This window comes from Blautia sp. SC05B48, from assembly GCF_005848555.1.
Taxonomy (GTDB): domain Bacteria; phylum Bacillota; class Clostridia; order Lachnospirales; family Lachnospiraceae; genus Blautia_A.
This window is the reverse complement of record NZ_CP040518.1, coordinates 2,487,200-2,500,726: the sequence shown is the minus strand read 5'-3', so window position 1 is coordinate 2,500,726 and position 13,527 is coordinate 2,487,200. Positions and strand designations below refer to the sequence as shown.

10 protein-coding genes are annotated in these 13,527 nt (G+C 45.7%); 1 reads left to right on the top strand and 9 read right to left on the bottom strand.

Translation table 11 applies throughout. From position 1 onward, the window contains the following. Positions 1–20: 20 nt before the first annotated feature. From EYS05_RS11500 to EYS05_RS11475, 6 genes are all read right to left on the bottom strand, one after another. Positions 21–1,295, bottom strand: a complete 1,275-nt coding sequence (locus EYS05_RS11500; protein WP_022426147.1) for an adenylosuccinate synthase — start codon at positions 1,293–1,295, stop codon at positions 21–23. Positions 1,296–1,416: 121 nt separating this feature from the next. Next, complete coding sequence (gene purB, locus EYS05_RS11495; protein WP_138277207.1) at positions 1,417–2,850, bottom strand: adenylosuccinate lyase; 1,434 nt, start codon at positions 2,848–2,850, stop codon at positions 1,417–1,419. A 121-nt stretch (positions 2,851–2,971) separates the two neighbouring features. Further along, the gene (locus EYS05_RS11490) at positions 2,972–3,664 is read right to left on the bottom strand and encodes an amino acid ABC transporter ATP-binding protein (RefSeq protein WP_021652351.1); all 693 of its coding nucleotides are present in this window, start codon (positions 3,662–3,664) and stop codon (positions 2,972–2,974) included. A 21-nt stretch (positions 3,665–3,685) separates the two neighbouring features. Then, positions 3,686–4,336: an amino acid ABC transporter permease gene (locus EYS05_RS11485; RefSeq protein WP_022426149.1), complete on the bottom strand. Its 651-nt coding sequence runs from the start codon at positions 4,334–4,336 to the stop codon at positions 3,686–3,688. Positions 4,337–4,565: 229 nt separating this feature from the next. Further along, positions 4,566–5,456, bottom strand: a complete 891-nt coding sequence (locus tag EYS05_RS11480) for an amino acid ABC transporter substrate-binding protein (protein WP_138277206.1) — start codon at positions 5,454–5,456, stop codon at positions 4,566–4,568. A 92-nt stretch (positions 5,457–5,548) separates the two neighbouring features. Beyond that, entirely contained in the window at positions 5,549–6,271 is a 723-nt protein-coding gene (locus EYS05_RS11475; protein ID WP_158293330.1) for a LytR/AlgR family response regulator transcription factor, read from the bottom strand. Between the two features lie 167 nt (positions 6,272–6,438). On the opposite strand from EYS05_RS11475, the gene EYS05_RS11470 reads away from it, so the two are divergent. Beyond that, positions 6,439–7,878 carry a helix-turn-helix domain-containing protein gene (locus EYS05_RS11470; protein WP_138277204.1) on the top strand — a complete coding sequence of 480 codons (1,440 nt, stop codon included), beginning with the start codon at positions 6,439–6,441 and terminating at the stop codon, positions 7,876–7,878. Here EYS05_RS11470 and EYS05_RS11465 read toward each other — a convergent pair. The 3 genes from EYS05_RS11465 to EYS05_RS17695 are packed head-to-tail and all read right to left on the bottom strand — an operon-like array spanning position 7,875 to position 13,461. Then, the gene (locus EYS05_RS11465; protein WP_138277203.1) at positions 7,875–8,654 is read right to left on the bottom strand and encodes a hypothetical protein; all 780 of its coding nucleotides are present in this window, start codon (positions 8,652–8,654) and stop codon (positions 7,875–7,877) included. The genes EYS05_RS11470 and EYS05_RS11465 overlap by 4 nt on opposite strands. After that, positions 8,651–9,925, bottom strand: a complete 1,275-nt coding sequence (locus EYS05_RS11460; protein WP_110102495.1) for a DUF5716 family protein — start codon at positions 9,923–9,925, stop codon at positions 8,651–8,653. The genes EYS05_RS11465 and EYS05_RS11460 overlap by 4 nt, the downstream gene beginning before the upstream one ends. Continuing rightward, positions 9,922–13,461, bottom strand: a complete 3,540-nt coding sequence (locus tag EYS05_RS17695) for a DUF5717 family protein (protein WP_242872597.1) — start codon at positions 13,459–13,461, stop codon at positions 9,922–9,924. Before EYS05_RS17695 ends, EYS05_RS11460 begins: the two co-directional genes overlap by 4 nt. Positions 13,462–13,527 lie beyond the last annotated feature (66 nt).

The window sequence follows — 13,527 nt, the reverse complement described above, 5'->3', positions numbered from 1 at the left end:
TCCTGATTCTGTAAAAATAATTATCTGTAAATGATGTCGTTTCTTCCTGGTCCGTTAGAGATCATTGTGATCGGGAATCCAATATGTTTTTCTACGAACTCTACATATTTTCTGCAGTTCTCCGGAAGATCCTCATATTTTTTGATTCCACGGATATCGCATTTCCATCCCGGAAGCTTCTCAATAACCGGTTTTGCTTTCTCAAGCTGCACAGTTGTCGGGAATTCTGTTGTCACCTCTCCGTCGATCTCATAGCCTGTGCAAACCGGGATCTCATCCAGATATCCCAGAACATCCAGTACTGTAAAAGCAACGTCTGTAGCTCCCTGGAGACGGCATCCGTATTTGGATGCAACACAGTCGAACCATCCCATACGTCTCGGACGGCCTGTAGTAGCACCGAACTCACCACCGTCACCGCCACGTTTTCTCAGCTCATCTGCTTCCTCGCCGAAGATTTCAGAAACGAATGCACCTGCTCCAACTGCACTGGAGTAAGCTTTGCATACGGTTACGACCTTCTTGATCTCATATGGAGGCAGGCCTGCACCGATGGCACCATAAGCAGCCAGTGTGGAAGAGGATGTAACCATCGGATAGATTCCGTGATCCGGGTCTTTCAGAGTTCCGAGCTGTCCCTCAAGAAGAACCTGTTTTCCCTCTTTCAGTGCATTCCAGAGATAGAGAGATACGTCGCATACGTATGGCTCAACCATCTTCTTGTATTCCATCAGCTCATTCATGATATCTTCCGGTTTCAGAAGAGGCTTATGATAGAGATGCTCAAGTGTTACGTTCTTGGTCTCGCAGATACGTACAACCTTCTCTTTCAGTGCTTCCTCATCAAAAAGCTCACTTACCTGGAAGCCGATCTTTGCATATTTGTCAGAATAGAACGGAGCGATTCCGGATTTTGTGGAACCGAAAGCCTTGCCGCCAAGACGCTCCTCTTCATACTGATCGAACAGAATGTGGTAAGACATTACCATCTGTGCTCTGTTGGAGATCAGGATCTTCGGTGCCGGTACTCCACGGCCTACTACTTCGTTGTACTCCTTGAAGAATACCGGAATGTTCAGTGCAACACCGTTTCCGATGACACTTGTTGTATGTCCGTAAAACACACCTGACGGAAGTGTATGAAGTGCGAATTTACCGTAATCATTTACGATGGTGTGGCCCGCATTGGCTCCACCCTGAAATCTTACGATGATATCGGCTTTCTCAGCAAGCATGTCAGTGATCTTGCCTTTACCTTCATCTCCCCAGTTTGCTCCTACTACTGCAGTTACCATAACACAGTTTCCTCCTTGTGTCTTTCTCTATTATTCGGAACGACATGTTCTCTGCCTGTAATACACAGAGACACGTCATTCCTGTCTGTGTTCATTTCTTAATGTTTATAACATCTTGGAATTATACGTTGATCTCAACCTTAACGCCAAGCAGATCCTTATGTGCATCCAGAACCGGCTGTACCACATTGGCGATAAATGCCTCTGTCTGCTCTTTGGCACGTCCTGTATATCTGGACGGATCCATGGATTTCTGAAGATCCTCAAGAGTCAGGTTAAATGCCGGATCCGCAGCGATCAGCTCAAGAAGATTGTTATCTTTACCCTCTACCTTCACGTTCTTGCCTGCTTCCATGGAAAGCTCACGGATACGTTCATGAAGCTCCTGACGGTCTCCGCCTGCCTTAACTGCATCCATCATGATATTCTCAGTTGCCATAAATGGAAGCTCAGACATCAGTCTCTTCTCGATAACCTTCGGATAAACAACCAGTCCGTCTACAACATTGAGGCAGAGATCCAAGATTCCGTCGATCGCAAGGAATCCTTCCGGAACGCTGAGACGTTTGTTTGCAGAGTCGTCCAGAGTTCTCTCAAACCACTGTGTTGCAGATGTGATCGCCGGGTTCAGTGCATCGATCATCACATATCTGGACAGGGAAGCGATTCTCTCACTTCTCATCGGATTTCTCTTATATGCCATAGCGGAAGATCCAATCTGGGATTTCTCAAATGGCTCCTCTACTTCCTTCAGATGCTGAAGAAGACGGATATCGTTGGACATCTTATGTGCACTTGCAGCGATTCCCGCAAGGATATTCAGCACACGGGTATCAACCTTTCTGGAATAGGTCTGTCCGGAAACCGGATAACAGGATCTGAATCCCATCTTCTCTGCGATCATCGGATCGATCTTGTCGATGGTCTCCTGATCCCCGTCAAAAAGTTCCAAGAAGCTAGCCTGTGTACCGGTTGTTCCCTTGGAGCCAAGAAGCTTCATAGTGCTTAATACATACTCAAGGTCCTCAAGATCCATCAGGAATTCCTGAGTCCAGAGAGTTGCTCTCTTACCTACGGTTGTCGGCTGTGCCGGCTGGAAATGAGTAAACGCCAGAGTTGGCTGGTCCTTATACTTCGCTGCAAACTTGGAAAGCTCTGCGACCACGTTCACAAGTTTCTTGCGGACAAGCTTCAGCGCCTCTGTCATAACGATGATATCCGTATTATCTCCTACATAACAAGAGGTTGCTCCCAGATGGATGATGCCTTTTGCCTTCGGGCACTGTACGCCAAACGCATACACGTGAGACATTACATCATGGCGAACCTGACGCTCACGCTCCTTAGCCACATCATAATTGATATCATCCGCATGAGCCTTCATTTCGTCGATCTGCTCCTGGGTAATGTTAAGGCCAAGCTCACGTTCCGTCTCAGCAAGTGCGATCCACAGCTTTCTCCATGTGCGGAACTTCATGTCCGGAGAAAAAATATACTGCATCTCTTTACTTGCATACCGCTCTGACAGCGGGCTAACATATCTGTCTGTATTCATTACTACCTCCTGATCACATACCTCCGGGCCGGAATGGCGAAAGATCCGTTATCTGCCCGGTTCTGGTTAATTCACGCCTCTTGAAATTATATAACATTGCCTCTTTAAAAGCAACCGTTTGTTACTCCATACCCTGATGGAATTTTCCCAAAAATTCCTTCATTCTGCCATTTTCGGAAGAAAATACCTCCTGCGGCGTTCCCTCCACTGCGATCACACCCTTATCCATAAAGATGATACGGTCGGAAATATCTCTTGCAAAATTCATTTCATGAGTAACGATCACCATGGTAATATGCTCCTGAGCAAGATCCTTGATAACCTTCAGGATCTCACCGGTCAGCTCCGGGTCAAGTGCAGATGTAGGTTCATCAAAAAACAGGATCTTCGGATTCATACAGAGCGCACGGGCAATGGAAACTCGCTGCTGCTGTCCTCCGGAAAGCTGAAAAGGATATGCCTTCTCCTTGTCTGCAAGGCCCATTTTCTTAAGAAGGCTTCTTGCCTGGGCGTAAACCTCATCTTTCTTTCTCTTCTGCACCTTCAAAGGTGCATCCACTATATTTTTCAGTACGGAAAAATGCGGAAACAGATTGAACTGCTGGAACACCAGTCCCACATCACCGTTTTTGATGATCTCGCCGCTGTCCGGCGTCTCAAGTCCTGTGGCACAACGCAGGATGGTTGACTTGCCGGAACCGGAAGGACCGATGATACTTAAAACTTCTCCCTCTTCCACGTCAAGAGAGATATCTTTGAGAACTTCCAGTCCGTCAAAGCTTTTTTTGATATGTTTCATTTCAAATAATTTCATATTTTATACTCTCCATTCCGGTTAGCGGTAGTAATTCATACTTTTCTCAACCTTCTGCATCACAACAGCCACGATCAGGTTGAACACATAATAAAATATCGCAGCGATCACAAATGGCATCATTGTTGTCTGTGCACTTGCGATCTGCTTGGCAATGGTAAACATCTCCGCAACTGCCACAACAAACGCAAGGGAAGTATCCTTGACCAGCGTAATGACCTCATTCGTAATAGACGGCAAAATCCTCTTGATCACCTGTGGAAGGATGATGCGGAAAAATGTCTGTACCTTATTGTATCCAAGGATCTTTGCAGCTTCATACTGTCCCACCGGCATGGATTCAATGCCGCCGCGGTAGATTTCTGCAAAGTAGGCTGCATAGTTGATGGCAAATGCGATAAATACAGCGATCAGACTATATCCCATGGAAATACGGATCCCGAAGATAAAATAAGGGCCGAAATATACAACCATCAGCTGCAGCATCAGCGGCGTTCCTCTCATGATGGATATGTACCCGGATACAATGGTACGGATCACTTTGTTTCTGGACATTCTGCCAAAACAGATCAGAAGTCCCAGCGGCAGAGAAAACAGCAAGGTTACAAAAAAGATCTCAATAGAGACCAGCATTCCTCCTGCCAGCTGCTGGAGCATTACACTAAAACTCATTTTTTTCCTCCTGGTTCGGAGTATCAGTCCCATTTATCGGACTGATACCTGTAATTCCTGTAAACAACAGGAAATGAGCGTGTACGGCAGCTCTTTCTGCGCCGAAGCACCCTCATTTCCTTTTTATGCGGAAGCTTCAAAAGCTTCTGCTATGTTTCTTATTTCTACTGCTGTTGGATAGCTTAAAAAAATATCTTCACAGCTTTTACTGTGCCGGATCTGTACCGGATCATTTGGATTCAGAATCGGTTTCTTTCTCTGTGCTGTCTGCACTTTCTTCTGTGTCAGCTTCTGCTGAATCAGAATTCTCTGTCTTATCCTTGTCCGCGCTGATGCAGAGCATGCTCTTATCCAGTTCATACTTATCTGCAAGCTTGTCAACCTCACCGGACTCGTCAAGCTTCTTGACCTCATCCCATACGAGATCCTTCAGCTCATCATTTCCCTTCTTGAATCCGATGCCATACTGCTCGTTCTGGATCGGCTCGTCAAGGATCACATATTTATCCTTGCCTCTCTGGGAAAGCTGATAGTTAGCAACACCGATATCAACAGCAACAGCGTCTGCAGCTCCGGAATCAATATTCATAAATGCAGTGTTGTAGTCCGGATTCTCTGTAAGAGATGCAAAGCTGTCCTTCAGTTCCTTATTGTCATCGTTGTTCAATGCGTCCAGTGCAGCGGATGCAGCCTGTACCACTACGTTCTTGCCCTTAAGATCCGCAAGCTTCTCAATTCCGGAATCCTTGGCAACTACGATCACCTGCTCATTGTTGATGTATGGATCACTCCATGTATAGTCATCCTCACGTCCGTTGATAGTAAATCCATTCCATATACAGTCGATCGTTCCGGAGTTCAGCTCCATATCCTTGGAATCCCAGTTGATAGGCTTCTTAACAAGTTCCCAGCCAAGATTATCACATACTTCCTGGGCAAGGTCAAGGTCAAATCCTACATATTCTCCGCTATCATCCTTATATCCGAACGGAGGATATTCAGCATCAAATCCTACGATCAGGGTCTTATCCTCAACACCTGCCTGTACACTCACTCCTGTTACCATCATTCCTATTGTCATCGCTGCCGCCATTACTACTGCAACTGTTCTTTTCTTCATGGTCATTCTCCTTTTTTCGGTTATCTCTTTATCACATGGTCACTCTACCACGTGAAAGCGTATGGTTATAGTAACATACCCAAAAGGAGCTGTCAAGAGCAAACCTTCTGCTCTGCCAGATAATCTTTGTATTTCTTTCTGGCCGTTTTCAGATATGTTCTGGAAATTGGGATTTCCGTCTGTCCGACCACAAAACTGTTCTTCTTAAGTGAAGTTACCTTCTCCATGTTAATACAAAAGCTCTGATGACATCTCAAAAAGCTGCTGTCTGACAGCTGTCCCGAAAAATCCCCCAGCCTGGCTCTGCAGCTGATCTTTTTTCCATCGGTAAGATGAAATGTCACACTGTGAAGACTACTGGATATATATGCCAGATGATCGTGCTGCAGTGTATAAACCTGTTTCCTGTAGTGAAAATACAGCGCTCTTCCGCCTTCACGCCTGCATACCTCCAGGATATGTACCAGAACATGTTCCAGTTCTCCACTTTCAACCGGTTTGACCAGATAGTTATAGGCAAACACTTCAAATGCTTCTTTATAGAATTTTTCATTCTCTGCCACCAGCACAACCGGGATATAATGTCCTTTCAGGCGCATTGTCCGTACAGTTTCCAGACTCCTGCCCTGATCACCATCCAGCCCCAGAAATATCAGATTGCAGATCTTGTGTCCCTCTGCCAGTCCTTTCAGAAGACTCTCTCTGGTCCGATACAGAAGGAGCTCTGCATCAGGGACCAGTGTGGAAAGCTGCCTGTACAGCTTCTGTGCATCCTTTCGTATTTCATCACATATCGCGATCGTCATCACTGCCATTGCCGTGTTTTCCTCCCTCATGCTCTTTCTGATATTAACATTTTATTTTCAAAGAAAGACCTACGCAATATGTGCTTCTAATTGTGCCTTGTTTTTTTACAAATTATTGCAATTCATGATCTGTTTTCGTATAATAATGTCATATAAGCACCAAAAGGAGTACTACTATGTCTGATTTCAGCAACAAATGCCGGGAATACCTAAAGGATACAGGAGAAAACGTTTATCAGTTATCTGCTTCTTCGGGACTTGACCGTACCTCGCTACAACGTATGATCACAGGGAAACGTCTTCCCGGTATTGATTTTGTGCGCCAGTTCTGCGATTCCCTCCGGATCAATCCTTCCCAGCGCAGGGAACTGATGGAATTATATAAAATAGAAAAAATCGGAAAAGAAATATATTACAACCGCAAATATATACAAGAGCTTCTGGGTGTTATCAGCTCCCAGCAGGTCATTTCCCGGGAGGGTTTTCTCAGGCTTCCATCCTTTCCCTTTTACCGTGGAACTTTTTCTCTTGATGTGGAAAAGAAGGTCCTGAGCCTTTTTGAGGACATCCTGTCTTCCGGTTCTTCTGAAACGATCCGTACCAACCTTCCGGCCAACTGCCGGCTTCTTGTACAGATCTTTTCCCATCTTTATCCCAAATATGAGAAACTGCCACCGGTGATCCAGATCCTGCCGCTTCACCAGAACCCGTCCGCCTCACCGGATTACAACATGAATCTGGAAACCTTTCTCTGCACACTCCTTCCGATCCTGTCAGGTTTTGTGGGCTACCAGCCATATTATTACTATACTCAGACAGGCCGAGAGTTTTCCAGCTATGAACTGTTTCCTTTTTTCTTACTCACAGAAAAAAAGCTGCTACTGTTATCCTCGGATATGATGACCTGTATTTTTACTGAAAATCCGGAAGCGATCCACGCATATCAACAGGAATTCCGACGGGCTCTTGAGAATTCCAGCCAATTCTTCCTGCAGTCGGATTCTCCGGACAGGATCCTTAATATCTTTGGTTCTATCATGCAGACAAAGATCTCAACAAATTTTGCACTGGAATCTCATCCCTGCCTTGCACTGATGTCCTATGGTCCGGGCTTTATTCAGTCATTGTTTGATAACAGGGATATCGATCTTTCCGATCCGGTCTATACCCAGCTGGCAGCGGTTCTGAACCAGACTTCCTTTTCTTTTACAGAAGCTGCCTTTTCCTGCAATTATTTTACACTGAGCGGGATCCGGAAATTTGCCCGTACCGGACTCCTTGACGGACCTTATTCCTACCATCAGACCCCTCTTCCGAAAGAAGAACGAAAAAAAGCCCTCAAGCATCTTCTTGATACAGATATGGGACATGAAAAATGCAGGATCCTGAAGCCTTCCGTACTTTCTGAAACCGGGATCCATCTGGAAGTTCTGTCTGACTATTCCGTTTTTCTCTGCTTTCTTTCCGAAAAAGATACTTTTCTCTGTATCTATCTGAAAGAGACCAGTATCGGACAGGCCCTGAATGATTACCTCTGTTCCCTGTCCGAGGAAGAATCCGTATATACAAAAAAAGAAGCCCGGCAGATCCTGCTGGGACTTCTTGAACAGCTTTAAGAGCCTGTACTTCTGTGATATTCTCTTGTGAGATTCTCCAGGATCCTGTCGGTTTCTCCGGATGCGATATGCTGCTCCGGGAGACCGGCAAAGCTTTTCAAAGCCTGGTCTATTTCCTGCCTTACCATTTCATCTGTCTTCAGATCTTCCTGTCGTTTCCTATATTCTTCTTCACTGTGAACACTGCGGTAGGCCAGAAGATAAACCTTCATCGCTTTCTCTGAATGATTCTCCTTCCATGCTTTCCAAAAGCAATCCAGCGCCTTATCCATCTGGAACAGGTAACTGTATGCGCATCCCTGATTATGCAGGATCCTTTCACGCATCTCTCCGGTGATTTCTTTCCCGCCATGCTCCAGAAGCTTCTGATAAACACGGAGTGCATTCACATACATCCGATTCTCCATCAGCGCATCACCTTTGCGTTTCTCCCGTATTTCTTCAGGTTCACGTTTTCTGGCTTCAATGCGCCCGTTTAAGGTCTTAAGCTCTTCATAAGCCAGATAATTGATCTCTTTAAATATCGGATACAGTACTTCTTCAAGTCCGACCTCTCTTCCAATATAAGGTTTCAGCTTGGCCGCAAGCTTCGGAAGCTCCAGTTCTTCCTCCAGCCAGGTACAGAGCTTACTGCTGATCAATGAGCTGTCCACAAGATAAAGATTGTTATAAAGATAATAGCAGAGTTCTTCTATAGAATAGATATTGGTACTGATATTTTCGATATAAAACGGCTTCTCTGCTTTTTTTACCTGACATAAAATATATCCGCTCATGCCTGCTTCCTTTCTTCCTGCTCATCCCATCGTACCAGTTCCCTCCAGATCTTCCCACTGGAAGGATACATTTCGCCAAAGCCCAGATCCTCTACTGTGATCTCACAGTCTCTCGGCGATACGTATTTCAGCGTGAGGGAAAGCCTTGAAGTCCGATTAGGCCGCTTTGGCAGACCCTCAAGTGCCATGGCCACACGTTTCTTCTCGGTTTCTTCCGGAATACTTACCACAAATACCAGTTCACTGGTATCATCCAGGATCAGCTCGCAGGATGCACTGCATTCATACCAGTTGCTGCCGCTTTCGATCAGCGGATAGTAAGCCGGAGAGCCCATCACCCGCATATCCATTCCTACATCCGCAGCCACCAGCGAATCGCTTAAATAGCGGTAACCTTTGAGTTTTTTATCCTCCAGCTTGTCCTTACCGGCTATGCAGGCTCCCTTTGCAAAAAGATTGTTTCCGTAAAAAACCTTCCGTCCCTGATGACACAGGAGCTTTACAGACTGCTGTGCCCACTGCTGGTCAAATCCTTCTCCCGTGATCTGCACACTGGAGAAGAGCTCTTTGCCGAGAGTCTTACTGATAAAACGGTAAAATTCCACATCACGGATCTCTTCTTCCGGTTCAAGCTTTGTACTGACCGGATCCTCCAGTTTTACAAGCACCGGTCTGGAAGAGCCGTTGATGGTCAGCTTCCGGAAAGTTACCGTATCGCCTGCAAAGGCATACCAGCCTACACTTCGATTCCAGGTTTCCCGTTTCTGTCCCAGCGCATAATAATAAAAGCTCTCGCCATAGTCCATAAGCATATATTTCTCACGGGAAAAACCTGCAAGGCTGCAGGCCTTCTGATAATTCCGTACCTGAAGTGTACTAAGCTCCGGCGATGTGATACAAAGGCACCGGGTATTCTTTACGATATCCTGGATTCCCAGAAATTTCAGGATTCCCCTTAGAAAATGTGCCAGAAGCTCTGCCGGCTCTTTTTCCTCTCCTGCCACCTGGATCTTTTCTTCCTTCTGACAGATATCATAAATATTTCCGATCATGATTCCGCCCTTTTCCCTGGCAAAATACTCTGCTTCCAGGCCTACGCAGTAATCACCGTGATCGGTACGATAGCAGATACAGCCCGGAGCTTCGTACTGACTGGCTCCTACCTTCATGGAAAGAGAACGGGCTTCTTCTGCTTTTCTGTCATAATAACAGATCTGTGTGTATTCTTTTCCAATATCAATTCCTATGATCAAGTCACGAATTTCATTCATCTTTCCGGTTCCTTCTCTATGACAAACATTTCATTAACGTACTGTTCCTGCCGGAGATACTGTGCCAGCTTCTCCTTCACTTCCGTGTCTTTCTCCAGTTTCCTTGCACAGAGTATCTGATTGATCAGCTGATATTTGCTGGATGCCTGGTCATTACTCTGGTTCATGGTCAGTATTTTTTCTTCCGTTTTGTGTACACCAGTTTCATCTTCTGTCTGGAAATAATATCGCAGGGTCTCTCCATAAAACAATGTAAATGCTCTGGCAAAAATTCCCTCATAGATATTTTTGAGCGGTTCACTTTTATAGTCCGGTACAGTTCCAAGACCTGTATCCAGGGAATAATACAGTGTGACCGAAGCCTCCGGTGAAGTATGATACTCTACAAAAGTCTTATCATCCAGCTGATACGGTCGCAGGATACTCTGATCCAGATTCCGGAAAAACTCAAATATCATTCCGTCCTTTACACAGGAAGAGAGGATTTTTTCCTCCATTTCCAGATTTTCTTCATCAGAAGTTTTTTCTTCGGAAAGCAGCTTCAGAAGGGCCAGGTCACAGATCCGGTCTCCGGGCCACTCCTTTTCTCTGCGATTTTTCAGATACTCCTTAAGTCCAGGCATCTCCGGCATTTCTTTTACAAACATTCCGTAAGACATCAGAGTCAGATACGCACCGATCACACTCTCTTTTCCGGAATGACGGATATATTCTTTCAGGATATCCGCACCCTCTGACCGGTAATCCCAGTTAAACATCAGAAGAGAAAGGATCCTCTCCTCCAGATTATAGGTATCCATCTCAAACCCACAGGCACTTTTCCAGATATCCAGAAGTTCCTCCACAGGTCCAAACCGGAATTTCATCAGATACATGAGGATCACTTCATCATAGATTCCCTGCCGGTATACATGAGAGGAAAGTGCAATCAGCTCTTCGTCCTCCGCACAGTCACAGCGGATGATCATACGGCTTACCAGCTTCAGAAGAGCACGCTCCTCTACTCCTTCAAATCCAAATGCTTCCACCACGCTCATAGCCTGCGGAAACAGTCCCCTCTGGATCAGGATCTCCAGAAGGGTTTTCCGGTCGACCATGGCATATTCCCGATAATCCATCATCTCCAGACAGGCATCCAGATCTTCTCCCTGCACGTGATCCCGATAATAATCCAGGATCTTTTTGCGGATCAGCCTCTTATATTCATCGGTAAACGCCGGTGAAAGGACCAGTTTCTGAAAAATTCCCAGATTCTTACGACTGATCTCCTGACCCTGACAGTAATACAAAAGCACAGCCGGTTCATCCGCCCCTTTTTCCAACACTGCCGGAACCATCTCACGATCATCAAAAAGTGGTGTCAGATTATAATCTACCGTAGCAGCATAACGTCTCTGTTTTTCATCCTGAAATACAACGGCCGCATCTTCGCTGCAGATCCTTGGGTAAGCGATCCCATGGATACACGGATAGATTTCTTCCTGTTTCATCTGTCTGTGACGGACGATCACACTGCGGACCTTCGGATCATCCGTATACAGCCGGCAGGTAAACATTCTGGAGGCGATCACCTGCGCTTTTTCGCTGTCCGATGGTTCCCGCATGAATTCCTGATAAACAGCGGCATAATTTTCATTCATCCGGCCTTCCCGTAACTTACGGAAAGCAAATTCCTCCATGCTTTCACGATAACTTTCGTATGTCTGTGGATCACGTTCCTTCCCTGCAATGATGCATGCATACAGATAGGCACGCTTGGAATCACCGAGAGTATTGTTGTTATAGGTAAAATACATCAAAAGCGGTTTCGGCAGGACTCTCCGATAAGAAGTATCCAGTGTTTCCACATAATATTCATACAGCCGTGTGATCCGGATCCCGCGGTCCACGGCAGCGGAAAACCACTGAAAATATTCCGGTTTTCTTGGATTTCCCTTCATAATATATTTACAGATAGCTTCCACGGTATCATCCGACGGAAAGGCTTCACATCCCATGGCCATAGCACGGTACAGACTTTCGTTAAAAGCTTTCTCATAACCGGAAAGATATGCCAGGCGCATGACCAGCTCTTCCGTCAGCATCTGTTCTTTTCCTGCAAAAAGGAATACCTGGGCCCAGAACCCATTGATTCGATGCAGCAGAGACATATCTGCACAAATACTGTTCCATGCTTCCAGATACAGAAAAGGACTTGTACATCCCCGCTCAAAAAGTTCCTCCATCAGAAAGATCTTTTTTGACGGAGAAAGCGTATGATCCATTTCAAATACCAGTTTCAGAAGGATAAAGCTGTCTTCCTTCTGCATCTGGAAATTCTGTACCTTGCGGAGGGCCTGTTCCTTATCCCGGTACAGCCCGGTCTGTGTACACAGATACAGATAAATCCCTGCCAGTTCCAGTTCATTGTGATGAAAGGATTTATTCTGATAACGCTCAAGGATTTCTGAAGCCTGGTCATCTTCTCCTTCCAGATGAAGAAGATAGGCTTCCAGAAGCTGATATTCCGGATATTTCAGTCCGTTTTCGCCCATACGGTCAAGCTTCTCATGAGTAGAGGCTGTCCAGGCCTGAAAATCTGTTCTTTTACAGAGATATCCCAGGTATTCCTTCATCAGAGATATCCGGTACTGTTTTTCCAGAAGATCCAGGTTCACGGCACTCTCAGTTCCTCTGGATACAAGAACGTGATATACCAGTTTCTGGTATGGGGTTTTTACAATGATCTCGCCGTACTGATTTCCTTTTCCCAGTTTTTCCTGGCGGATCACATAGTTTATTTCACAGGTACTTCCGATAAAATCCTCTTCTGTGACCACATGCTTGCCTGCCTCCAGAAAATCCCCGTTTACCTCAATATCTGCCCGCAAGTGTCCCCATCCGCTCCTGTGGATATAAAGGGATTCCTGAACAGATTCACTGACATCATAAAAACTCGCCTCTTCTCTGTTCAGACTCAATGTCACCTTTTCCTTGGCACCGGCTGCGATCAGAAATTCCTCCAGATGCTGATAGGTCACCGGCTGCTGTGACATTCCTGCATAAAGAGAACGGATCTTCTCACTCTGATCACTCAGGATCAGGGAAAAATGTCGTTCTGTAAAGATCCGGTAAGCCTCATGGAAATCTTCCTTTGCAATATGCAGAAATTCTTCCAGAGAAGATACCTTTCTGCCTGCACTCTTCACCTCTTCCGTCTGTACCTGTACAGTGAACGGCAGCTTATATTCTCCGATACTGGTAGTAAAACACAGCCAGCCTTCAAAGCTCTCTCCCGGCTTCATTCCCTCTGCATCTACCCCATAAGGCATGCGCACTGTGGTTCCGGAAAAGCGGTCAAATCCGGGCACCAGTCTCCGGTCAGATGAAGTCACAAAGCCACTGATCCTGCGGTTGTCATCGGTACCGAAATAAATCTCATCCTTTGTAGTCTCTCCTGCCTTCAGCGTAGCGAAAATACGGTCCTGTGAAAACAGAAGCTCAGGCTGTTCATAAATAAATTTTCCGTTAAGAAGCTGTTCTATCCTCTTTTTCAAAATATATACTCCTCATCAATATACACTGATTGTTGTCACTCGTATTTTATGATTATACACCAGATC